At 69.1% G+C, this 23,962-nt stretch carries 19 protein-coding genes; 2 read left to right on the top strand and 17 right to left on the bottom strand.

All coding sequences use genetic code 11. The features are described 5' to 3' along the window. Window positions 1-5: 5 nt before the first annotated feature. From BN1056_RS12975 to BN1056_RS12945, 7 genes are all read right to left on the bottom strand, one after another. Window positions 6-1,376, bottom strand: coding sequence for a GntP family transporter (locus BN1056_RS12975; protein ID WP_210581840.1), 1,371 nt, complete (start codon window positions 1,374-1,376; stop codon window positions 6-8). 10 nt (window positions 1,377-1,386) lie between these two features. Further along, window positions 1,387-2,274 carry an NAD(P)-dependent oxidoreductase gene (locus BN1056_RS12970; protein ID WP_210581838.1) on the bottom strand — a complete coding sequence of 296 codons (888 nt, stop codon included), beginning with the start codon at window positions 2,272-2,274 and terminating at the stop codon, window positions 1,387-1,389. Window positions 2,275-2,366: 92 nt separating this feature from the next. Beyond that, complete coding sequence (locus BN1056_RS12965) at window positions 2,367-3,785, bottom strand: four-carbon acid sugar kinase family protein (RefSeq protein WP_210581836.1); 1,419 nt, start codon at window positions 3,783-3,785, stop codon at window positions 2,367-2,369. A 95-nt stretch (window positions 3,786-3,880) separates the two neighbouring features. After that, entirely contained in the window at window positions 3,881-4,573 is a 693-nt protein-coding gene (locus BN1056_RS12960) for a FadR/GntR family transcriptional regulator (RefSeq protein ID WP_210581833.1), read from the bottom strand. A gap of 514 nt (window positions 4,574-5,087) precedes the next feature. Next, on the bottom strand, window positions 5,088-7,478 hold the full coding sequence (purL, locus tag BN1056_RS12955; RefSeq protein ID WP_210581831.1) for a phosphoribosylformylglycinamidine synthase subunit PurL: 2,391 nt from the start codon (window positions 7,476-7,478) through the stop codon (window positions 5,088-5,090). A 324-nt stretch (window positions 7,479-7,802) separates the two neighbouring features. After that, on the bottom strand, window positions 7,803-8,504 hold the full coding sequence (locus BN1056_RS12950) for a hypothetical protein (protein ID WP_210581829.1): 702 nt from the start codon (window positions 8,502-8,504) through the stop codon (window positions 7,803-7,805). 164 nt (window positions 8,505-8,668) lie between these two features. Continuing rightward, window positions 8,669-9,226 (bottom strand): NINE protein, encoded by a 558-nt coding sequence (locus BN1056_RS12945; RefSeq protein WP_210581827.1) that lies wholly within the window; start codon window positions 9,224-9,226, stop codon window positions 8,669-8,671. A gap of 221 nt (window positions 9,227-9,447) precedes the next feature. Between BN1056_RS12945 and BN1056_RS12940 the strand changes: the two genes are divergently transcribed. Continuing rightward, entirely contained in the window at window positions 9,448-10,866 is a 1,419-nt protein-coding gene (locus tag BN1056_RS12940; RefSeq protein WP_210581825.1) for a glycosyltransferase, read from the top strand. An 844-nt stretch (window positions 10,867-11,710) separates the two neighbouring features. Here BN1056_RS12940 and BN1056_RS12935 read toward each other — a convergent pair. Then, window positions 11,711-12,901 carry an ROK family protein gene (locus BN1056_RS12935; RefSeq protein ID WP_210581823.1) on the bottom strand — a complete coding sequence of 397 codons (1,191 nt, stop codon included), beginning with the start codon at window positions 12,899-12,901 and terminating at the stop codon, window positions 11,711-11,713. Between the two features lie 168 nt (window positions 12,902-13,069). On the opposite strand from BN1056_RS12935, the gene BN1056_RS12930 reads away from it, so the two are divergent. Continuing rightward, window positions 13,070-13,933, top strand: coding sequence for a substrate-binding domain-containing protein (locus tag BN1056_RS12930; protein ID WP_210581820.1), 864 nt, complete (start codon window positions 13,070-13,072; stop codon window positions 13,931-13,933). 40 nt (window positions 13,934-13,973) lie between these two features. Here BN1056_RS12930 and BN1056_RS12925 read toward each other — a convergent pair whose 3' ends face one another. The 9 genes from BN1056_RS12925 to purS form a co-directional block, all read right to left on the bottom strand. Beyond that, window positions 13,974-16,406: a glycoside hydrolase family 2 protein gene (locus tag BN1056_RS12925; protein ID WP_210581818.1), complete on the bottom strand. Its 2,433-nt coding sequence runs from the start codon at window positions 16,404-16,406 to the stop codon at window positions 13,974-13,976. Window positions 16,407-16,426: 20 nt separating this feature from the next. Next, a complete protein-coding gene (locus BN1056_RS12920) occupies window positions 16,427-17,077 on the bottom strand; it encodes an SGNH/GDSL hydrolase family protein (RefSeq protein ID WP_210581816.1) in 651 nt (216 codons plus the stop codon). After that, on the bottom strand, window positions 17,074-17,898 hold the full coding sequence (locus BN1056_RS12915; RefSeq protein ID WP_210581814.1) for an ABC transporter ATP-binding protein: 825 nt from the start codon (window positions 17,896-17,898) through the stop codon (window positions 17,074-17,076). The genes BN1056_RS12920 and BN1056_RS12915 overlap by 4 nt, the downstream gene beginning before the upstream one ends. Further along, the gene (locus BN1056_RS12910; protein WP_111819557.1) at window positions 17,895-18,800 is read right to left on the bottom strand and encodes an ABC transporter ATP-binding protein; all 906 of its coding nucleotides are present in this window, start codon (window positions 18,798-18,800) and stop codon (window positions 17,895-17,897) included. Before BN1056_RS12910 ends, BN1056_RS12915 begins: the two co-directional genes overlap by 4 nt. Next, window positions 18,797-19,756, bottom strand: a complete 960-nt coding sequence (locus BN1056_RS12905) for an ABC transporter permease (protein WP_210581812.1) — start codon at window positions 19,754-19,756, stop codon at window positions 18,797-18,799. The genes BN1056_RS12910 and BN1056_RS12905 overlap by 4 nt, the downstream gene beginning before the upstream one ends. A gap of 13 nt (window positions 19,757-19,769) precedes the next feature. Next, window positions 19,770-20,759 carry an ABC transporter permease gene (locus BN1056_RS12900; protein WP_210581809.1) on the bottom strand — a complete coding sequence of 330 codons (990 nt, stop codon included), beginning with the start codon at window positions 20,757-20,759 and terminating at the stop codon, window positions 19,770-19,772. 85 nt (window positions 20,760-20,844) lie between these two features. Beyond that, window positions 20,845-22,548, bottom strand: a complete 1,704-nt coding sequence (locus BN1056_RS12895) for an ABC transporter substrate-binding protein (protein ID WP_210581807.1) — start codon at window positions 22,546-22,548, stop codon at window positions 20,845-20,847. A 307-nt stretch (window positions 22,549-22,855) separates the two neighbouring features. Further along, on the bottom strand, window positions 22,856-23,551 hold the full coding sequence (gene purQ / locus BN1056_RS12890) for a phosphoribosylformylglycinamidine synthase subunit PurQ (RefSeq protein WP_210581805.1): 696 nt from the start codon (window positions 23,549-23,551) through the stop codon (window positions 22,856-22,858). Next, window positions 23,552-23,839 (bottom strand): phosphoribosylformylglycinamidine synthase subunit PurS, encoded by a 288-nt coding sequence (purS, locus tag BN1056_RS12885; RefSeq protein WP_111819559.1) that lies wholly within the window; start codon window positions 23,837-23,839, stop codon window positions 23,552-23,554. Window positions 23,840-23,962: the final 123 nt, after the last annotated feature.

Below are 23,962 nucleotides of genomic sequence, written 5' to 3'. Positions count from 1 at the left end.
CGGAGTCAGGCGATCAGCCAGACGACGCCGGTGAGCAGGAAGCCGGTGAGTCCGCCGACGGTCGACAGCAGGGTCCACTTCTTCAGCCCGTCCTTGACGGACAGGCCCATGTACTTGGTGACGATCCAGAAGCCGGAGTCGTTGATGTGGGAGAAGCCCAGGGCGCCGAAGCCGATCGCCATCTGAATCAGCACCACCTGCAGGGCCGAGTAGCCGCCGCTGGCAATCGCGTCCGCCAGCAGCCCTGCCGTGGTCAGGATCGCCACCGTCGCCGAGCCCTGCGAGGCCCGCAGCGCCGCCGAAATGACGAAGGCGGTCAAGAGGATCGGCAGGTGCGCGGTCACCAGGGCCTGCGCCAGCGCATCGCCGATACCGCTGGCCACCAACACGCCGGCGAACACTCCCCCGGCGCCAGTGACGAACACAATGGTGGCCACATCGGGCAGTGCGGAGTCGAGGATCTTGCCGCGCTGCTCCAAGGACCACCCCTGCTGATGGCCGACGATGAAGTAGGCCAGCAGCACGGCGGTCAGCAGCGCCGTCGTCGAAGAGCCGATGAATCCGAGCACCGCGTGGGCGGAGGACTCCTCATCCACCAGCATCTGCCCGACGGTGCCCACCATGATCTGCACAATCGGCTCGAGAATCAGGAAGACGACCGTTCCGGGGCCGGTGGCGTGCGCCCGGGGCACCGCGCCGCCGGGCGTATAGGTGGACTCGGCGGCCTCCGTGACGCTGCCGAGCGGCGTCGGGCCGACCGGAACCGCCTCCAGGCCCAGTCGCGTGGAGGTGAAGTAGACCACGACCGCCACCAACGCGCACACGGGCAGGGCCAGCAGCATCAGCAAACCGACGTCAACCTCGAGCGTGGCCGCCGAGGCGACCGGCCCCGGATGAGGCGGGATGACCACGTGCAGGGCGAGCATCGTCGCCGCCACCGGCAGGCCGATCTTGAGCGGGTTGATCTTCGCAATGTAGGCGAAGCCGAAGACGATCGGCGCCAGGATGATGAAGCCGACGTCAAAGAAGATCGGGATGCCGAGGATGAAGGCGGCCGCGACGACGGCCGCAACCACGCGCTCACGCCCCAGCATCCGAGTGAAGCGCTCGGCCAGGACCTCCGCGCCGCCGGCGGCCTCAATGACCCGGCCCAGCATCGCCCCCAGGCCGACGACCATGGCCACGGACCCGAGGGTCTTGCCCATGCCGTCGATCATCGTCTGAACCACGTCCCCGATCGGGATGCGCGCGGCCAGCGCGAGCACCATGGACACCAGGATCATGGCCACGAAGGCACTCATTTTGGCCTTGATGACCAGTACCAGCAGAACGGCTATCGCCGCTACCGCCAGTAACAGCAGGACGGTGGTGGACATGGTCCCGCCCTCAGTCCTGCTCGGGCGCGATCACGGTGATGACCGTGGAGTCGTCCTGCGCTCCCAGGCCGCGCCGCGCCCCCTGCAGGTACAACTGCTCGGCGGCGGCCGCCACCGGAGTGGACAACCCGACCGACTTGGCGGCGGCCGTAACGATGCCCATGTCCTTGACGAAGATGTCGAGCCGTGAACGCACCTCGGGCCCGTCCTCGTCGTAGGCCTGCAGCATGCGCGGCCCACGGTCGCCAAGCATGAAGGACTCCGCTGCGCCGGCCATGAGCGCCTTCAGCGCGGCCTCCGTGTCCAGGCCGAGGGCCTGGGCCAGCGCCAGTGCCTCACCGGCGGCGGCGATGTGCACGCCGCACAGCAGCTGGTTCACGGTCTTCATGGACTGGCCGTAGCCGGGTTCGTCGCCCACGCGCACCAGCGTGGAGGACATCGCCTCCAACACATCCTCGGTCACTGCCCAGGCCTCATCATCGGCGCCGACGACCACAAGCAGGTCACCGGTACCGGCACGCACCGGCCCGCCGGAAACGGGGGCGTCCACCAGCAACAGACCCATGTCTCGCAGCCGACCGGCGACGGCCTCCACGCCGGCCCCGCCCACCGTGGAGGTGAGCAGGACCGCGGCGCCGGGGCGCATGGCGGCGGCGATGCCGTCCTGGCCGAACAGCACCTCCTCCAACTGCGCCTGGTTGCGGACGGCCACCAGCACGACGTCGGCGTCGCCCACGGCGTCGGCCGCCGAGGCCGCGGGCACGACTCCGGCCTGCTGTGCGAGGGCCAGTCGTTCGGCCGAGATGTCGAAGCCGCGGACGGTGAAGGTCTGGGAGAGATTGGTGGCCATGGGCAGGCCCATGGCGCCTAGTCCCAAGACGGCAACAGTGGTGGTCATGATGAGATCTACTTTGATCGGTTGTGGGGCAACTGCCCCCGGGTGTTGATGGGAAATGGTGAGGTATGCAGCACCGCCGCCCGGCGAGGCGATCAGGCGTTGAGGGTGCGCACGACGGCGGTGAGTGAGTTCTCGTCGCCGACGTTGCCGGCGAACACGATGTAGGGGACGCCCGCGGCCGGGCCGTCCTGCGGCTCCCATAGGGAGACGATGCCGGGCAGCATGGGACCGCGGACCAGCGCCCTACGCATGCCCAGGCCGCGGGAGGCGACATCGGAGGAGGTGATGCCGCCCTTGGCGATGACGAAACGGGGGCAGCGGGCGGCGACAATGCGCTGGACGATCTCGACGACGGCGGCGGACACGCGTCGGGCGAATTCGAGGGACTCCTCGGCGTCTCGTCCTGCCACGAAGGCGCCGCCGCGACGGACCACCACGTTGCCCTCACGCAGCGCGGCGGCGGCCTGTTCGGCGACCTGTTCGACGTGGGCGTCGCGCCGGTCCGGGTCGAGCACGGTGGGGACGTCGACTACGACTTCGGGCGTGCCGGTGGCCTCGCGCAATGCGTCGACCTGACGCCCGGTCAGGCCCACGTGCGAACCGACCACGATGAGCCCACCGGCGGCGTCGGAGGCGGGGGCGAAGTCGGCCGGACGGGCCTGCTCGGGGGTGAGCGGGGCGTGCGGCACCTGCCCGATGCGTGCCCGGACGAAGGGCGGGCCGACGCGGTAGACGAAGTTCGCGCCGGCCGCCTCCGCCCGCTGGAGGGCGCGGGCCAGCAGCAGCAAGTCGTTCTCCTCCACGCAGTCGACGGCGGTCGGCGTGCGGTTGTGCACGGAGGTGAGCCGGTCGACGACGGCGTCCTCATCGGTGCGCAGCATCTCCAGGTCGATCACTACGACGTCCTGCGCCCGGGTGACGCCGGCGGTCTTCTCCGCTACCCACTCGGGCAGGTAGGAGGCCCGGTAGCCGAAGGTCTTGTCGGCGGCGAACTCGGTGTCTCCGACGGGCACGAAACCGGTCTGCGCGCTGCCGGCGTAGTGGGTACCGTGCACGGTGATGCGTCCAGCGTCGGGGAAGGCGGGCGACAGGACGATGCCATCCACCCGCGTACCGGCGCGTTCCAACAGGTCGGCGATGGTGTCGGGCTCCAGCGGGAAGTGGCCGCGCAGTGTGGAGTCCGAGCGGGACACGAAGGCGATCTCCCTGCCGACGGAGTTGGCTGCAGCCAGGGCATTGGTGACGACCTCGGTGTTGACGCGGGCGGCCTCGGCTGGGTCGAGGCTGCGCGAGTTGGTCATTACGTAAACGGCGCTGGCGCCGGTGGCGAGGGCCCATTCCAGGTCCTCGACCGCCCACCCGGTTACCACCGGCAGGTCGGCGACCGACTGGGTGCCGGTGGGGTCGTCGTCGAGGACGACCAGCGCCCGAGTCAAGGCGGCGGATACTTGTGCCGGATCCACGGCCGGGCCGGCGGGGATGCCCGTGGTGAGCTCGTCCAGCGTCTTCATGAGTGCACTCCTTTGTGACTGATGTTCTCGGATATGAGGTTGTCGGCGTCGTCCGGATTGCCGGCCTCAGGCCGCACGCCGGTACGGCGGAGCGGTCAGGTTGCGTATTCCAGAAGGTCGTTGGTGGTCTGATCCATGTGGGCGCGCATGGCTGCCTTGGCGGCGTCCGGGGAGCCGAGGCGCAGGGCCAGGAGGATGCGCTCGTGCTGGGCGATGGCGTGTGCGCGCACCTCGTGGTGGGCGGAGGTGACCCGCCGCGCAGTCATCAGCTCCTGCCGCAGGGGTGCGAAGGTGGCGTGGATGAAGAGGTTTCCGGTGGCCTCGATGATGTGGTCGTGGAAGGCGAGGTCCGCGGCGGTGGCGGCTTCGACGTCGTCGGCGGCGTCCGCAGCATTGAGGGCCGCGATGGTTGCCTCCATTTCGCTCAGCCGCTCGGGGGTGATGCGGGCGGCGGCGATGCCGGCGCTGCCGACCTCGATCATGCGGCGCACCTCGAGCAGGGCCAGGCCGATCTCGTGCTCCGAGCCCTCGTGGCGGGCGAGGGCGACCAGGCTGGCCAGGTCCTGCCAGTCGGCGGGATCGTTGACGTATGTGCCCGATCCCTGGCGGGCCGAGAGGACCCCCCGTGTAATCAGGACCCGCACCGCCTCGCGCGCGGTTAGCCGGGAGACGGACAGGACGGCGGCGAGCGCCTCCTCCCCCGGCAGAGCCGAGCCCACGGCATAGGTGCCGTCCACGACGCGACGCAGCAACTCGGCAACTGCGGTGTCGATACGAGACGGGGCCATACCAGCTCAACTCCTCTGAGGACTTGATCACGAGCGTACACCTCCGGCCACGGGCATACAAGAGCAGTGACGGCTCAACTCGGCCTGAATCGAACCGAATCAACATGTCAGCCTCGATAGGCGACAGGCGAACAAGTCGCACATGAACCACAGTCCTCAGAGGTCCATGTATGATGTCACGCGCCACTACCCGTTGCTCCGACTGGAAAACGGTATGCCGGCTCGATGTCAGCCACATCGAGGCCTCCTGCGCAAGGGAGTAGACCGCCCCAGGACGACGCACGGCTACGCCGGTTCACCGTCCACTACACCACTTAGCGGTCTACTGAAGGGCTCAGAGGTATTCAGCAAAACGCAAAGTGGCGTGGTAGACCACGAAGTGGCCTTCGAAACGTGCTCGGCATCAAGAAACCCATCCTGTGCTGGCAAAACGCCCCTGAGTCGCGGGCAGCGCAAGCAGCCACACACCCGCTCCGGACGGGTTCAGACGTCTTCCGGACCAGCTCGGTTGAGCTCAGTCGAATAGCGCCGGCAGGGTAGCGTCCACCCCCGCGCGTAGCTCATCCAGGTCCAGCACCAGCGGGCGGCCGGAGCCGCCGTCGGCCAGCAGGTCGGTGCCGGTGGCGACGAGCATGTCCCCGCCGGTGGTGCCCAGGCGTCCCCAGGGCACGTCCTCGGCCTCGGCGGCCGCCGCCACCGCGGGCACGGCCGCCTCCGGCACCGCCACCAGGGCGCGGGCGCCGGACTCGGACAGCAGGGCGGTGAAGTCGTCCACGTCGCCAGGTAGGGCGGCCAGGTCGATGGCCGCACCGACGCCGAAGCGCAGGCAGGCGTCGACCAGGCTCTGCACCAGCCCGCCGGTGGACAGGTCGTGGGCGGCGCGCACCAACCGGGAGCCGTCGGGAAGGTCCGCCTCGCTCAGGGCCACCAGCACCCGCCCGAGGGCGGCCTCGGCCTCCAGGTCCACGCGCGGCGGCAGCCCGCCCAGGTGGTCGTGTACCACGCGGGTCCAGGCGGAGCCGTCCAGCTCGTCGCGGGTCTCGCCCAGGGCGATGATGGCCAGGCCCTCCTCCTGCCAGCCCGACGGGTTGGCCCGGCGCACGTCATCCATCACACCCAGCACACCCACCACCGGGGTCGGGTTGATGGAGGAATCGGGCAGTCCCTTGACCTTCCCGTGGGAGTTGTACAGGGAGACGTTGCCGCCGGTGACGGGCACACCCAGCTCGCGGCAGGCGTCGGCCAGGCCGGTGATCGCCTCGACCAGCTGCCACATGGCGTCGGGGTCCTCCGGGGAGCCGAAGTTGAGGCAGTCGGTGACGGCCAGCGGGCGGGCGCCCACGGTGCACACGTTGCGGTAGGACTCGGCCAGCGCCTGGGCGGCGCCGGTGGCCGGATCGAGCTTGGTGAAACGGCCGTTGGCGTCGGTGGCGATGGCGACCCCGCGGCCGGTGGCCTCATCCACGCGAATGACGCCGGCGTCGTCGGGCTGGGCCAGGGCGGTGGCGCCGCGCACGAAGCGGTCGTACTGGTCGGTGACCCAGGCCGCGGAGGCCTGGTTGGGGCTGGTGACGACGGCGCGCACCTGCTCCGCCAGCTCGGCGACCGTCTCGGGCCGGGCCAGTGCGTCGGAGGTGTCGGCGTTCAGGGCGTCCTGCCAGGCGGGCCGGGCGTAGGGGCGGTCGTAGGTGGGGCCCTCGTGGGCGACCGTGCGCGGGTCGACGTCCACGATCCGCTCCCCGAAGTGGTCGATGGTGAGCCGGCCGGAGCCGTTGACCTCGCCGATCACGGAGGCCTCGACGTCCCACTTGTCGATCACCGCCATGAAGTCGTCGAGCTTGTCCGGGGCGACGACGGCCATCATCCGCTCCTGGGACTCGCTCATGAGGATCTCCCCGGCCGTGAGGGTGGGGTCGCGCAGCAGCACGTTCTCCAGGTCCACGTGCATGCCGCCGTCGCCGTTGGAGGCCAGCTCGCTGGTGGCGCAGGAGATGCCGGCGGCGCCGAGGTCCTGAATGCCGAGCACCAGGTCGGAGGCGAACAGGTCCAGGCAGCACTCGATCAGGACCTTCTCCATGAAGGGGTCGCCTACCTGCACGCTCGGCCGCTTGGCGGGCATGCCGTCCTCGAAGGACTCCGAGGCGAGGATGGAGGCACCGCCGATGCCGTCACCGCCGGTGCGGGCACCGAACAGGACCACCTGGTTGCCCGCGCCGGAGGCGTTGGCCAGGTGGATGTCCTCGTGCCGCAGCACGCCCACGCACAGGGCGTTGACGAGCGGATTCTCCTGATAGGAGGGGTCGAACTCGGTTTCGCCGCCGATGTTGGGCAGGCCCAGGCAGTTGCCGTAGCCGCCCACGCCGGCCACTACGCCGTGCACCACGCGGGCGGTGTCCGGGTGGTCGACGGCGCCGAAGCGCAGCTGGTCCATGACGGCCACGGGGCGGGCACCCATGGAGATGATGTCGCGCACGATCCCACCGACGCCGGTGGCGGCGCCCTGGTAGGGCTCGACGAAGCTGGGGTGGTTGTGGGACTCGACCTTGTAGGTGACGGCCCAGCCGTCGCCGATGTCGACGACGCCGGCGTTCTCCCCCATGCCGACCAGCAGGTGCTCGCGCATCTCGGGGGTGGTCTTCTCCCCGAACTGGCGCAGGTGGAGCTTGGAGGACTTGTAGGAGCAGTGTTCGGACCACATCACCGAGTACATGGCCAGCTCCGCGGCGGTGGGGCGACGGCCGAGGATGGTCTTGATGGAGTCGTATTCCTCGTCCTTGAGACCGAGTTCGCGGTAGGGCATCGCCTGGTCGGGGGTGGCCGCGGCGTGGGCGACGGTGTCGGGGTGGTCGGCGGCCCGGGCGGGGCGGGCGGGTTCGGTCACGGCGTTGGGCTCGACGGCGGACATGGCTGCTCCTGGGTGGGCGGTGGAACCGGGACCGAGGTTACCCGGCGCGACCGCCCCACGCCTATTCCGCCCCCGTGTCCGCCGCCCCAACTCGCGAGATCGGTAGATCTTACGTGCCGAGGTCGGTCGTTGTGACAGCCGCCCATCCGCCGTCCAGGTGATGGTCGCCTGCATGCCTGTGGACGGGGGATCGCGAGCGGCCGGGAGGCACCGCGGGCGGCGTCTACGGGGAGGGGATCGGCGCACCCCGGCCAGGCGTACCAGAGCTCCGGCGTCGCGGTTGCGGCGCACACGCTCGCGATCCGGACTCCGCCGCGCCGGCTGCTACCGCTCGGCCACCCAGTAGTTGCTCATGGAGTCGAAATGCAGGGCGTGCAGGCGTTCCGGGAGAAGGTCAACAGGCCTGTCCCCAACCGCGCCGGTCAGCTCCCTGAGCGTGGCGCGAAGCTCGTCGGGAGGCAGCGCAGCGGGCGCCTCCGGCCGGTAGTAGGCGAGCGTGATATGGGGCGTGAACGGCCCAGAGGGCAGGATCTCGTCAAACAATGCGCGAGCGGACAGCAGCCTGTGGTGCTCGCGCTCGTCAACTGCCCGGATCCCGACGACGACGCTCGTATTCACCAGGTTGAAGACCGCCGTGCACCTGGTGCGGATCGGGCCGATCGCACGCGCCCGCGCGACCAGCTCCGCGGCCGTCGCCGCGCAGGCCTCGACCAGCGGCCACACCCGCGCCCGGTCCGAGCCGGAATGGAGATCGTGGAGCGTCACATGGGCCATCTCCACGGGCAGCGGCAGCGACAACGACTCGCCGAAACGGCCGTGGAGGTCATGCGCGATCGCCCCTATGAGCTCTCGATCCTGATCGTCGAGGAAGTAGGCGATCGTGTCCCCATAGAAGGGCCGCAGCACGCCGACTCGTCGGGCCACCTTCTCCTCCAGGGACGCGGGCAGCCCGAGCACCGGCTCGACGGGGACCGAGTCGGTCTGGAATGCGCCGACGCGCTCGTCGAAATCAGCAAGCGTCTCCACAACCGACTCCTTCAGTGAAACACCAACGGCCCAGGATCACCGCGCCGCCAAATCCCGCCCGGACAGCCACATCGACCGACCTCGGTGGTAACAACGACCGACCTCGGCGGTAACGTCGACCGACCTCGGGGGCGATTACTTTGAGGAGACGGCGCGGAGCGCCTTCACTGGAGGCTGCCGTCGTTGGAGACCAGGATCATGATGAACTCCACGAAGGCCCAGATGCGGTTCCCAAGGGCGACGAGCCAAGCGATCATGAAGATGAGTCCAGCCGCAGCGGAGGGCCCGTCCGGCGTATATCCGAAGTCATCCGTGTTCGCCGCAATGACTACGCCACCGATGATGAAAAGCACGACCACCGCGGCAACCAAGCACAGGTGAATGATGCCCTTGCGGGTCTGCCCCCGGTAGAAGTTATGGATCCCCAGGCCGCCGAGGAAGAAGGCCAGCACCGCCGCAGCGGCCTTCGATTTGGGCTGCGTGTAGCCGGGTTGCACATACCCCGCCTGCCCGTAGGGCGCCCCGTAACCGGGGGCCGCATACGCCGGCTGCTGACTGTAGGGATAGCTCGGCTGCGCATTGCCGTAGGCCGGGGGCTGCGTCGCCTGCGCATAGCCGGAGGTCGCGGCCTGCCCGTAGGGGTCGGAAGGCGACCCGTATCCGGTCGGCTGCGGCGTGTACTGCGGCTGGCCGGGATCGGGGATGTTGGGGCTCTGGCTCATGACTGTTTTCCTTCAGGCGTGTCGAACCGAGCAGGGAGGGGATCGCGGGCGGCACCCGCACACAACCACTCCTCCACACACTCGTTACCCGGCTAGCCTCTCCCCCGCGCCTCCCGACGCGCAAGCCGGTGCGGACAACTGAGGGTGACACAACACCTTGAAACGCACGGCGCGCCGTCGAAAGCGCTGCGCATCACACGGCTTTGGGGCAGTATCGGGACATGAGAACCATCGACGTCGCCCCGCTCCCACTGTCGGACCTCGAAAGCCACTTGGACGAGGTCGCCACCCGACGCCTGCGCGACGGCGTCGCCGCGGCCCGCAACCTCCTGGAGGGACGCACCGTCTGGACCATCACGCCCACGTCGGCGGCGGCGTCGGGGCCGGCGGAGATCGTCGCCCCACTGGTCGGATACGCGCTGGACATCGGCGTGGACGCCCGCTGGCTGGTGCTGGACGCGCCGCGCGAGTTCAACACGATCGCAGCCCGCCTGCACGCCGGCATTCACGGCGACCGCGGCGACGGCGGCAAGCTCGCGGAGAAGCAGCGCGACATCTACGAGCACGTGATCGCCTCCAACGCGGAGAACATCGTCGACGACATTCGCGACGGCGATGTGGTCATCCTGCACGACCCGCCCACGGCCGGCCTGGCCAAGGCGCTGAAGGCGGCCGGCGCCACCGTCATCTGGCGCTGCCACCTGGGCGCTCAGGACACCGGCGACGCCGGCCAGCGCGCCTGGGCCTTCCTGGACCGCTACTTGGAGGAGGTGGACCTCGTCGTCGTCTCACGCCCCAACTACCGGCCGCCCTTCGTGGAGCCGGAGCGCTGCGCGGTGATTGCCCCCTCGATTAACCCCGACTCCCCCAAGAACCGGGTGCTGGACCTGGACGAGGCCTGGTCGGTGGCGAGGCTGGCGGGCGTGTTCGCCGGCGAGCCACCCTTCGACGCGGTCGCCTTCGTGCACGAGGACGGGCGGCCCGACGCGCTTCGCGAGCTGCCCACGCTTGCCGGCGCGGGCCTGCCGGTGCCGCAGGGCGTGCGTGTTATCGCGCAGGTGTCCCGCTGGGACCGCCTCAAGGGCGCCAAGGAGCTGATCGACGCCTTCGCGGACAACGTGGCCACGCTGCCGACCGACGCGCACTTGCTGCTGGTGGGGCCGGACCCGGACCCCGAGCGCGACGCCGAGTCCGCGGCGGTGCTGGGCGAGGTGCTGGACCGTTGGGACCTGCTGCCGGAGTCGGTGGCCTCGCGCGTGCACATCGCCGCCGTGCCCATGCACGACCGGGACGTCAACGCCATGGTGGTCAACGCCGTGCAGCGAGTCGCCGACGTGGTCACCCAGCGCTCCCTGGTGGAGGCCTTCGGGCTGCCGGTGGCGGAGGCCATGTGGAAGAAGGCGCCCGTGGTCGCCTCTGCGGTGGGCGGCATTCAGGACCAGATCGACGACGGCGTCGACGGCGTGCTGGTGGACCCCACCGACGGCGCCGCGTGGGCGCAGGCCGTGGCCGACGTGCTGCGCTTCCCGGAGCGGGCACACGACATGGGGCTGGCGGCGCACGAGTCGGTGCGCCGGGAGTTCCTGCCCGACCGTCACCTGCTGGAATTGGTCGACGCCATCGCCGGCGCCCTGGAGTGAGCAGAACCACACCGGCGGCGGGGCCGTTCGCGAGAGGACGGCGCCGCCGCCGACGTCTGCCCGCGCCCCACCCCACCAACGGTTATCCACAGAATTGATCCACAGGTTTGTGCACAGACCTGGCGATGCCGGAAATGCCGCCGCTTAGCCTGTGGGCGACCATCGGGCCACCCACTCCACGGGCCGACAGTCCGGCGTCGGGCTGGAATCGTACCGCGTCGAGCGGCCAGTACCACCACCCGCGCCGCCCGGTCAAATCGTTGCAATTATGCGGTTCTGCAACGTCGCCTCCGGCAGCCGGCCGCCGGTAATCCGCGGGCGCATGCGCCTTGTTCCCGGTGTTGCCGGCCGCACCGACATCCACCCGCAGTCCACCAGTTGCCACCCGATCACCGCTATTCCCAACCAGCACTTCCCGACATTTTCCACAGGCAATGTGGATGCGACCATGCATTTGTCGTTTCGTTCTCCGCCGGGTCGGCCGGCGAGCACGCCTGCACCCCGCTCGACAGTCAGTGACTCTTCCGGTTTGCGGGTGTGGAGGCGGGGGTTGGGTGGTGTCAGACACGTGGGCGGCCTGTCCGCCCACGGCCCGCCGTCGGCACCGAGTGCCGTGCGTGGCGGCCCAAAGTGTCCAGGATCGGCATAAACAGCTCCGACGCTGCCCGCGGCCATGGGCAGAACGTTGGAATCATGCGGTTTCCAAATCGGCCCTAGCGGTCGCCGACGGCCTTAGTGCCGAATTCTGACATTCCGCCGCCGACGGGGGCACCCGGGCACACACCCACACCCAACCCAACTAGGCCGGCAGCACCCGCCACACCCACAAACCGGAAGAGCCCGTTCAGGAGGAGCGGATTGCGGCATCTAAAACCATGGCTGCGGCTCCTAGCGCCGCGGCGGTGCCACAGTTCGGTGAAAGCCTCGCCGACACCGGACGCGATGCGGCCGCCCCATAGCGCAGGTTGAGTTCGCTCGCAATGGCCCGCAGGTAAATCGCGCCGGCGCCGGCAGCGCTCGGCCCGGTGAGGATGACGGCCGCATTGTCCAGCACGTTGACCACCGACCGTATCGCTACTGCCAGGGCGCGAGCGGACTCATCTAGCAGATGCCGCGCGGACTCGTTCCCCAGGTGTGCGGCCCGGGCGACCGCCGCGAAGTCCGCCTCGACCGAACCGCGTGAACCGACCTGCGCTCCCAATCCTGCGGGCCCGGCAATGTCGGGGTCCAGCAGCGCCCTGGACACCACCGCCTGTGGTCCGGCAACCGCCTCCACACAGCCGCGGGCCCCACAGGTGCACACCGGGCCGTTGAGGTCCACGCAAACGTGCCCGAGCTCGCCGGCATTGGCCGAGGTCCCCCGCTGCAAGCGCCCGCCGACCAGCAGTCCTCCGCCGATGCCGGCGCCCAGGTAGACCACCAGGGCGTCGTCTGCGCGCCCGCTCGGAGAAACCCACCATTCGCCTAGTGCCGCCGCAGTGGCGTCGTTCTCCATGAGTACGGGCATGCCGGTCGACCGCTCCAACGCCGCGCGCAGCTCATCGCGGTCGGTCACGGAGGCCGCCCCGGGCAGACCGCGGTCGGCGGGTCCCGCCAGCACCACGCCGGTACCAACCAACTTGGCGTCGTCGATTCCGGTGCCGGCAATGATCTCCGCGATGGCCTCCTGCACCGTCGCCCGCAGACCATCCTGTCCCGCGCCCTCCCGCGGGCCCGTTGGCAGCTCTCTCCGGGTGCGTCCAATGATCGCGCCCAACAGGTCGGTCAGCACCAGCACCATGTCGGTGCGCGTCAGGTGCACACCGACCGCATATCTCGCGTCCGGCGCAACCCGCACGAAGGTTCGCGGCTTCCCGCCGGTTGATGGAGCTCTACCGGTCTCCTCAAGCAACCCCTCATCCAACAGGCGACGGGTAATGGTCGAGATCGACGCTCCGGTCAGCCCGGTCCGCTTGACCAGTTCCGCCCGTGAGGTGCGGTCCAGAGCGCGCACGAGGTCGAACACCAGCGCCTTGGTATCGGTACCTCGTACCATCCACTGCCTCCTTCGTAATCCCGCAAAATCCCGATATCCCGGACAAATGCGGCAGGCCACATCCCCGTTCCGACCTAGGATAGGGGGCGTCCCGGCTAACACCGGCCGGCTTCCCGGGTGCCGCTGATCTCGGCCCGACCAGCAATTGGTTAAGACTGAAAGGCCCACATGACTACCGGCTCGGACACTCACCGTTGGGGCATGGTCCTCGCCCGCCCCCGGGGACTACTTACTGCCGAGTCCTTCTGGTCGGAGAACGCCGACGGCATCGAAGAGACCCTGCGCGGCACCTCTGTACTGTTCTTCCTGCATCAAGTTCCCGGACTGTGCGAGGAGCTGGAGGTCTATCGCCGCTGGGCCGCCGAGGCCTTCGTCCGCGGGGTGATTCTCGTCAACCCGCTGGTGGACGATCCGCGTCCGGCGCTCCTGAATGAGCTGGGCCTGGCCACGCTCCACGCGGGTGTGGAGCAGGCTGCGCCTGGCACCGCCTCGATCGTCTCCGACAACGCCGAATCAACCCGCGGGGCGATGGAGCGGCTGCACGAGCTCGGCCACGAGCGCATCGCCCGCGTAAGCGGCCCCGAGCACCTGGCACACACCCTGATCCGGGACACGATGGCCCGCCGGGTGGCACAGGAGCTCGGCGTAGAGCTGCGCATCGTCCCGGGTGATTACAGTGAGGCCTCCGGTCAGCGGGCCACCGCGGAGCTGCTGAAGCTCCCCGCGGCCACGCGTCCGACGGCAATCATCTACGACAACGACACCATGGCGCTGGCCGGGCTGGCCACCGCCTCCGCTCTGGGCGCCGTCGTGCCCAACGACGTCAGCCTCATCGCCTGGGACGACTCCTCCTCCTGCCAGCTGGCCTCACCCCCAATCACCGCGATCGCGCAGGATGTACATGCGTTTGGCCGGACCATCGCCGAATGCGTGCTGCGCATTGAGTCCGGGCAGACCTCCTTCGAAGTTCCCGAGCCCGCCCACCACTGGCTGCGGCGCGCCTCCGTGGCGGAGGTGACGCCGCAGCCGTGACGGCGGCACGTGACCGCAATAGGCCCGATCGCCGTCGCGGTCAGCCGGCCAAATGATTGGCGCTGCGCAGCACCGGCCAGGTGGCCAGCACCTGCGGGTCTGTCGGTTCGCCGTCGGTCAGGACAGTGAATGAGGCCTGCTCGCCGGGCAGCAGGGTGGTGAGCATGTCGTCGACGACGGCGCCGGGCCGTTCGGCATCGGCGGTTACCGCCACGTCCCGCAACAGCACTCGCGCAGTCACGTCGACCCGGTAGCCGCCCGCAATCCGGGCCACCTTCACGTCCGCGTCGAATTCGGGCAGGCCGGCCTCGCGGTCGGTGGACACGAACCAGACGACGCGGCGGGCGTCGTCGGCCTCGGCCATGAGGAAGCCATCCGGATCCTCCGGCAGGGCCAGCTCGACCGCGGCGGCAGCGCGGGGCGCGACCTCGATTCGGCGTTCCTCCCACGCGACCTCCAACCCGTAGCGCGTGCCGTATCCAATCCTGACGTGCGCGACCCAAGGCTCGGCCAGGTCGTTGACCGCCGCCAGCCGGACCCGGCCGCCCTCGGCGGGCTCCAGGCACAGCATGCGGTCCTGCTGGGCGTGGCGCAACGCGTACCAGGCGGGCTTGCGCACCCCGGCGGAGTCGACCACGGCCCAGGAGATGACCGGCCAGCAGTCGTTGAGCTGCCAGATCAGCGATCCCGTGCAGTGCGGCTGGAGCGAGCGGAAGTGGCGCACTCCGAAGTCGAGGGCGCGCGCCTGGTTGAGCTGAGTGGCCCAGTGCCAGTGGCGGAAGTCGACCGGCTCGGGGAAGTGGGCCTCCAGCCCGCGGCGCAGCTTGGTGAAGCCGTCCTCGGCCTTCTGGTGCACGGCCAGTTGCGCGCCGCTCACGTCCAGCGGCTCATCGTGCACCGCGGCGGTGAGGGTGGAGTAGGCCATGGGCCCGCCGAAGCCGAACTCGGAGGCGAAGCGCGGCGTCTGGTCCGCGTAGTGCAGGTAATCGAGCTCGTTCCACACGTCCCACACGTGCGTGTCGCCGTCGGTGCGGTTATTCGCCTCGGCCTCGGGATCAGGGCTGAACGGGCTGGAGGGGATGTAGGGAGTGCTCGGATCCAGCTCGGCGACGATCGCCGGGAGAATCTCCCGGTAGTAGCCCTGCCCCCAGGCGCGGCCCCGCAGGCGCTCCTTCCAGCCCCAGTCCTGGAAGGCCGTCTCGTTCTCGTTGCTGCCGCACCACAGTGCCAGGCACGCGCGTCCACCCAGCCGGGCCACCGCCTGGCGGGCCTCGGCGATGACGTTGTCCCTCAGCCAGGCATCCTCGCTGTAGGCGGCGCAGGCGAACATGAAGTCCTGCCACACCAGCAGCCCGAACTCATCGGCGGCGTCGTAGAAGTCCTCGGACTCGTAGATGCCGCCGCCCCACACGCGCACGGTGTTGCAGTTAGCCTCCACCGCGTCCGCCAGGGCGCGCCGGTAGCGGGCACGGGTGATGCGGGTGGGGAAGACGTCGTCGGGGATCCAGTTGACCCCCTTGGCCAGCACCAGCTCTCCGTTGACCTTGAGCCGCAGCGGCGTCCCGATCTCATCGGGCGTCAGATCCACCTCCATGTGCCGGAAACCGACGCGACGGGACCAGACGGGTTCCCCGTCCAGGTGCAACGTCGACTCGTACAGGGGCTGGTCACCATAGCCGCGCGGCCACCACACGTCGGCGTCGGCCACGCGCGCCTCGAGCACGACCTCGCTGATGCCGGGGGCTTCGGCCATTGCCTCCACGGTGGTTCCCGCGACGGCGTAGGCCAGGGACGCGGCCGGCGCGTCCGGGTCCCGCTCGACTTCGGCGACCAGCCGGGCGACGCCCACACTCCCCTCCAGGTCCACCCCCAGGCGCACGCCGCGTACCCGGGTCCCGCACCAGCGCTCCAGGCGCACCGGTTGCCAGATGCCGGCGGTGATCGTCACCGGCCCCCAGTCCCAGCCGAAGGAGCAGGCGCTCTTGCGGACCATGGGGAAGGGGTGGGCGTTGACGAACGGGTACTCGCCGTGGAGGCGCTCGCGCTCCTCGGCCACGTTGAGCGCGGAGGTGAAGTCGACCACCAGGCGGTTCTCACCGGCCTGCAGCAGGTGGCCGACGTCGAACCGGTACTGCCGGAACTGGTTGTCGGTGCGGCCCAGCTCGACGCCGTTGAGGGTGACCGTGGCGATCGTGTCCAGGCCCTCGAATACCAGCTCGACATGCTCACCGGGCGCGGCCGGTGCGGCTTCGAAGCGCAGTTCGTAGCGCCAGTCGCAGCGCCACATCCAGGCCAGGCGCTCCTCGTTGTCGGCGTCCAGCGGGTCGGGGATAAGGCCGGCGTCCAACAGGTCGGTGTGTACGCAGCCGGGGACGGTTGCCGGCACCGTCTCGGGGATCCGGGGCTCCTCCGGGACGGCGCCAGCCAGATGGCTCAGTCGCCAGCCGGAGTTCAGCGTGGTCGTGGTGATCATGGGCGGTCTTTCCTGAGTGGTCAGTGTGCGGATGATTCCGGGGCGTCCATGCCGGCGGCCCGCCAGGCCTGCCACCAGGCGTCGGCAATGGCGCGGTGGCCGGCGGGCGTGGGGTGGACGCCGTCGGCAGCGACGGCGGCATCACCGATTTGGGCCGCGAGCGCCGTCATGGGTTCTTGCAGCGGCACGTACACGGCCTCGAGCTCCTGGGCGATCCGTGCGATCGCCCGCACCCGCGGGTTCAGGTCCTCCTGCCAGCTGCGGTCCTCCCCGGTGTAGGGCAGCACGAAGGGGGAGACCAGGACCAGCGGCGTGCCGGCGGCGGCGAATGGAGCGAGCAGTTCCCGCAGCCGCCGTTCGAAGTCGGGAATGGGAGAGATGATGCCCTCGTCATAGCGTCGCCAGGTGTCGTTGATGCCGATGTAGACGCTGAGCACGTCGGGGGCCAGATCGATAACGTCTCGCTGCCAACGCTCCGCGAGGTCCACCAGGCGGTCCCCACCGATGCCGGTGTTCAGGACCGTGCGCCCGGCCAGGTGTTCCTCGGCCAGGAGCTGCACGTAGTTGTGTCCCAGGTCGTGCGGGTCGCGCTTATCGATGCGGCCCCACTCGGTGATCGAGTCGCCGGTGAACAGCCACCGCTGGGGTTGCGGGTTTGCCGGGGGTGTCACTGGTTCGCCCCCTGCTGACGGCGCAGCTGGGCCAGGCGGCGCTCCGGGTCGGGGGCGGCGGCCAGGAGCCGCTTGGTGTACTCGTGGTTCGGGTGGAGGATCACCGTGTCTGCCGGCCCGCGTTCTACGACGTCACCGTGGTAGAGCACCATGATCTCGTCGGAGAAGTGGCGGGCGGTGGCCAGGTCGTGAGTGATGTACAGGACGCCGAGGTCGTTGTCCTGCTGCAGCTCGGCCAGCAGGTTGAGCACCCCCAGGCGGATCGACACGTCCAGCATGGACACCGGTTCATCGGCGATGAGGATGCCCGGGTCGGGGGCCAGGGCACGGGCTATGGCCACGCGCTGGCGCTGGCCGCCGGACAGCTCATGCGGCTTGCGATCGGCGTAGTCGTCGGCCGGATCCAGCCGCACGCGGCGCAGCAGCTCCAGCACCCCCTCGCGTACCGCGTCCTTGCCTAGGTGCGGATTGTGGAGCCGGACCGGACGCGCCAAGTGGTGGCCGATCGTGTGGTAGGGGTTCAGGGAGGCGAAGGGGTCCTGGAAGACCATCTGCACGGTGCTGCGGTAGCGTGCCAGTCCCCGGCCGCGGCGGCTGACGGGCTCGCCGTCGAGCAGGATCTCGCCGCTGGTGGGCGACTCGAGCTGCAGCAGGAGCTTGGCGATGGTGGACTTGCCGGAGCCGGACTGTCCGACCAGCGCAATGGTCTTCCCCGGCACCAGCCGGAATGAGACGTCATCCACCGCGCGCAGGGTGGAGGTGTGCAGCCCGTTGCGGAGTGTGTACTCCTTGACGAGGTTCCGCGCTTCAAGGACGGTCATGACTGCTCCTTAACGTGGGTGCGGCGGGTGCGGACGAACGCGCCTCGCTCGCCGGTCAGCGACGGGAAGGAGCTGAGCAGCTGCTTGGTGTACTCCTCCTTGGGGTGGGTGTACAGCTCGATGGCGTCGTCGAGCTCGATGACCACCCCGTCGCGCATGACGGCGATGCGGTCGGAGATCTCCAGCAACAGCGGCAGGTCGTGGGTGATGAAAATGACCGCGAAGCCGAGCTCCTCCCGCAGCCGGGAGATCTCCTGGAGGATCTCCCGCTGGACGACGACGTCGAGCGCGGTGGTGGGCTCGTCCATGATCAGGATCTGCGGCTCGAGGGCGAGCGCCATGGCGATCATGACGCGCTGCCGCATGCCGCCGGACAGCTCGTGGGGGTAGGCGTCCAGGCGATTGCGGTCCACGCCCACGCTCTCCAGGAGTTCGCCGCTGCGCTCCAGCCGCTGCTGCTTGCTCATCTCCGGACGGTGGGTGGTCAGCACGTCGCCCAGCTGGGTCTTGACCTTGAGCACCGGGTTCAGGGAGTTCATCGCCCCCTGGAAGACCATGGCGATCTTGTCCCAGCGCACGGCCCGCAGGTCGGCGCCCGTCAGGGCGGTCAGGTCGATGTCGTAGCCCTCGCGGGAGTGGAAGACCGCGGAGCCGCTCACGCGGCGGGCCGGGTCCTTGAGCAGTTGTACCACGCCGTAGGCGAGCGTTGATTTTCCGCAGCCGGACTCCCCCGCCAGGCCCAGAATCTCACCGCGGTGGAGGGTCAGGGACACGTCCTTGACGGCGTGTACGGGTGGGTCGACGTCGTAGTCGATCGACATGTGTTCAATATCGAGGACGGCGGGCCGGGGGGAGCGGCCGGCAGGCCGGACGGTGCCGTCGATCGTGGTTCGGGGGCTCATGCGGCGACCTTCTGGGGGGTGCGGTTGCGGGCGGACTCGGAGCGTTTGCGTGCACGACGGCGTTTCTTCGCGTCCGTGGCCGCCCGCAGCTTCGGGTTGATGGTCTCGTCGATCGAGTAGTTGATCATCGATAGTGCCGCGCCGAAGAGCGCGAGCATGAGGCCCGGCGGCACGAACCACCACCAGGCGCCGAGCCTGAGTGCCAGTCCGTTCTGGGCGTAGAACAGCATCGTGCCCCAGGTGAAGGAGCCCGAAGCGCCCAGGCCGAGGAAGGACAGCCCGGCCTCGCCGAGGATGCCGGCGATGACCGCGCCGACCACCTGGGAGGCCAGCAGCGGGATCAGGTTGGGCAGGATCTCTATGGTCAGGATCCGCCAGGTCTTCTCCCCGCTCACGCGGGACGCCAGCACGTAGTCGCGATTGCGCACCGATAGGGTGACGCCGCGCAGTACCCGCGCGGACCCCGCCCAGCTGGTCAGCGAGAGGATGAAGGCCACCAGCCAGATGCTCTTCTTGGGCACGTAGCTGGAGATGATGATGACCAGCGGGAGCCCGGGGATCACCAGCATGATGTTGGTGAACAGGGAGAACAGGTCATCCACGATGCCGCCGATGAAGGCGCCCACGACTCCGAAGAACGCGGACAGCAGCAGCGTGAGGCTGCCGACGATCAGCCCGATCAGTAGCGACCCGCGGGTGGCGTAGGTGAGTTGAGCGAGTACGTCCTGCCCGGTCTGCGTGGTGCCCAGCGGGAACTCGCCGGAAGGCGCCGTCATGCCGAGGTTGCGCACGGTCGAGGGGTTGCCGACCACGAGCGGTCCGATCAGCCCGAACAGGATGGTGAGCACGACGATCGTGGTGCCGACGACGAGCTTGGGGGTGACGCGGAGGCGGAAACGGCTGCCGCTCCTGCGGGCGGGCCTGCTGCCAGCCGCGGTAGAGGTTTGCGTGGACATGGTGGAGCCTCCTTCAGCCGCGGGCGCGCGTGCGCGGGTCGATGACGCCGTACAGCAGGTCGACGATCAGGTTGGCGCCCAGCACGGACAGGGTGATCACCAGGAAGATCCCCTGCATGAGGGCGTAGTCGTTGTTGTTCACTGCCTGGTACAGGGCGGTGCCGATGCCGGGGTAGGAGAAGACCTGCTCGGTGACCAGCGAGCCGGCGACCACGAATCCCAGGGAGATGGCGAAGCCCGAGATGGATGGCAGGACGGCGTTGCGAGCCGCATACCAGGTGCGGATGCGGCGGGGTGTGAGGCCCTTGGCCTCCGCCGTGAGGATGTAGTCCTCACTCATGGTGGACACCATCATGTTGCGCATGCCCAGCGTCCAGCCGCCGACCGAGGAGATGACGATGGTGATCGCCGGCAGGATTCCGTAGTAGACGACCGACTTGATGAACGGCCAGTTGAGTCCGACCACGGTGCCGTACACGTCGTAGCCGCCGTGGATCGGGAAGATCCGCCAGGTGGAGGAGAACAGGAACAGCAGGATCAGCGCGAGCCAGAAGTAGGGCACGGACTGCAGCATGGTCAGCCCGGGGATGATGTTGTCCAAGAAGTGTCCGCGCTTCCAGCCGGCGGCCGTACCCAGCACAATGCCGAGCAGGAAGGAGATGATGGTCGCCAGCCCGACGAGCCCGATCGTCCAGGGGAGCGTCTGGCCGATGACCTGCCCTACCGGGGTCGGGAAGTAGGCCACGGATACGCCGAGGTCGCCGCGCAGCAGCTGGCCCAGGTACTGCACGTACTGATCCCACATGCTCGCACCGGTGTCGGCGCCCAGCAGGGCCTCGATCGCCTGCCGCGTGGCGGGGCTGACCTGGCCATGCGTGGCCAGGCGGGAGACCATGATGTCAACGGGGTTGCCCGGCAGCAGCCGGGGCAGGAGGAAGTTGAGGGTTACGGCCGCCCACAGGGCGATGGCGTAAAACCCGATCTTTCGTAGGAGAAAACGCAACCTGGGGTCCTTAGGGTTCCGAGTGGTCGGTGCCTGCATACGGTGACGGCGGACTCACCTGTGGCGGGTCCGCCGTCGCCGCGGCTCAGGACGCGGGCTCCAGCCGCTGCAGGATGATGCCGGTAGACCAGCTGCCCCAGGAGGCGGGCAGCGCGTACAGGTCGTCCTCGGTGGGCCAGCCCGTGTAGCGGGAGGTGTTGAACTCGGTGAGCATGGAGTTGACGTAGATCGGGATGTAGGGCAGGTCCTCGGCGATCTGCTCCTGGACGATCGCGTACTGCGCCTTCTTCTCCTCGGGGTCGTTGGTCTGCCCGGCGGCACGGATGGCCGCGTCAACCTTCTCGTTCACGTAGCGGCTGTAGTTACCGCCGGTGGCGGAATCCCCCACCTGCTCGGTGTTGTCGGAGTGCAGCATGCGGTTGTAGGTGAAGTAGGGGTCGGTGGAGGCGCCCAGGTTGAGCGAGTCCAGGGAGAGCTGGAAGTCGCCCGTGACCTCCTTCTGGTTCCACTCGTTCCAGGACACCTGGGAGGTGCTCAGCTCGATGCCGACCTCGGCGAGCTGCTGCACCAGGGTGTCGTTGATGGAGATGAAGTCCGACCAGCCGGTCACGGTCTGGATGTTCAGTGCCAGGCGCTCGCCGTCCTTGACGCGGACCCCGTCGGACCCCTCGGTCCAGCCGGCGTCTTCGAGGATCTGCTTGGCCTTGTCGACGTCGGGGCTCTGCGGCACGACCAGGTTGTCCTGGTCGGCGATCCAGTCGTCGTCGCGCCCGGGAACCAGGTAGGACGGGGAGGCCTCGCCGGCGAGCCCGCCGCCGGCCAGCTGGTTGAGTTGGCTGCGGTCCATCGCGTAGTAGATCGCCTGCCGCACCGCCTTATCGGTCTGCGGGCCGGTGGAGCCGAGGTCGGGGTTGCAGGAGGCGTAGATGCAGCTGGTCAGCGTCGGGGTGTTGACGTAGGTGAGGTCGGGGTTGGAGGCGATGATGTCGTCGATGCTCGGCAGGAACGCGCTCATCCAGTCGACCTCGCCGGCGACCAGCGAGGCGGAGGCCGAGTCGGCGTTCTCCAGGGAGATGTAGCGAATCTCTTCGACCTTCGGCTTGCCGTTCCAGTAGTTCTCGTTGGCGACCAGGGAGTAGGACTGAGAGGAGACGCTGTCCAGCACGAAGGGGCCTGTGCCGACGGGCTGCTCGTTGGTGTAGGTGTCGGGCTCGGCGACGTCCTTCCACAGGTGCTCGGGGAGGATCGCCTGGTTGCCCAGGGTGTCCGCCTCCGAGGTGAAGGACGTCTGCTGGAAGGTGAGCACGACGGTGGTGTCATCGGGGGCCTCGGCCGTCGCCGCCAGTCCGGAGGTGTTCAGTGCCGGCGTCTTCTGGATGAGGTTGAAGGTGAAGGCCACGTCGTTGGCGGTGAAGGGTTCGCCGTCGGACCAGGTGACGCCCTCGCGGGTCTTGACCGTTAGGACCGTGCCGTCGTCGTTCCAGCTGTACTCCGTGCCCAGCATCGGCTGGGGTTCCTCGCCGGTGACGAGGTTGTAGAAGAACAGGGGCTCGTAGATCACGCCGCGGGTGGGCTGTAGTGCCGTGGGGCTCTGGGGGTTGAAGTTGGCGGTGACGGTGCCGGTGGCGCCGTTGAAGATGGTCAGGGTGCCGCCCGAGCCGCCCGCCCCTCCGCCGGAGGAGTTCGAGCCCGAGCCGCCCCCGCAGGCGGCGAGGGTGCCGACGGCGGCGACCGCCGCCGTCGAGGCCAGGAAGGAGCGGCGGGTGGTGGGGGTGTTGCGCAGCTGCATTGCGTGCCTACTTTCCGTATTCGCCATCGTTGGCGAGGACCTCTCGACGCGGCCGGGGAAGTACGTCGCCGCTGGATCGGTCACGGTCTCTACCGACCGCCACAACTTAACTCACTTACTTAACTAAGTGCAATGGGACAATCGTCCCTACTGTTGCCTGCAGTTGCAGCGCACCCGCATGACGGCCCCAAACGCTGCTGGCGCGCCACCCGGCCGTCGGGGGTAGGCCCGAAGGTGGCGCACGGAGTAGACCGCCGGGCGGCGGAGTTGACGCGCAACCGGCGTGACGCCGGCCAGCGACTAGAACTCAGGCGCCGACCAGCGCGCTGATGGCGGACTGGAACAGGCGCAGGCCGTCTACGCCCTGCCGGGCGCCGGCCGGAGAGTCCGGGCCGAAGCCGGGCTCGACGGCGTGCTCGGGGTGCGGCATGAGTCCGACGACGTTGCCGCGCTGGTTGCGCACGCCGGCGATGTCGCGCGCGGAGCCGTTGGGGTTGTCCAGGTAGCGGAAGACGACGAGCCCCTCGCCCTCGAGGCGGTCCAGCTCATCGGGGGAGGCGATGAAGTTGCCCTCACCGTTCTTCAGCGGGACGACGATCTCCTCCCCCTCCTCGAACAGGTTGGTCCAGGCGGTGGTGGTGGATTCCACGCGCAGGCGCTGCTCGCGGCAGATGAACTTCTGGTGGTCGTTGCGGATCAGCGCACCGGGCAGCAGGTGGGCCTCGGTGAGGATCTGGAAGCCGTTGCAGATGCCGAGCACCGGCATGCCCCGCCCGGCGGCCGCGATGACCTCGTCCATGACGGGGGCGAAGCGGGCGATGGCGCCGCAGCGCAGGTAGTCGCCGTAGGAGAAGCCGCCCGGGACCACCACGGCGTCCACGCCGTGGATGTCGGCGTCCTTGTGCCACAGGGAGACGGGCTCGGCGCCGGCGAGCCGGACCGCGCGGGCGGCGTCGACGTCGTCGAGCGTGCCGGGGAAGGTGATGACGCCGATGCGGGTCACTCAGGCCTCCTCAGGGTTCGACGCGGCGTCCGCGCCGTCGGCCGGGTCGGCGGTTACGGAGACGACGTCCTCGATGATCGGGTTGGACAGAAGCTTCTCGGCGGCCTCGGCGGCGGCGGCCAGGTGGGCGTCGGTGACGGGACCGTCAACCGTGAGCTCGAAGCGGCGGCCCTGGCGCACGCCGGTGAACTGGTCGAATCCTAGGCGGGGTAGGTTGCCCATGACGGCCTTGCCCTGCGGGTCAAGGATCTCGGGCTTGGGCATGACCTCGACGACGATGCGTCCCATCGGTCCTCCTGGATGCGGTCGGGCGGGAGCGAGTCCAGGCCCAGCCTACCCGGCCGCGTCCGTGTGAATCGCTTAGGCCGCCATATCGACCGACCTCGGCACGTAACTTCTACCGACCTCGGC

It is taken from the genome of Actinomyces succiniciruminis (assembly GCF_900002405.1).
Classification (GTDB): domain Bacteria; phylum Actinomycetota; class Actinomycetes; order Actinomycetales; family Actinomycetaceae; genus Actinomyces; species Actinomyces succiniciruminis.
Note: the sequence above shows the minus strand (reverse complement) of the source record. Positions and strands in the feature narration are given on the sequence as shown.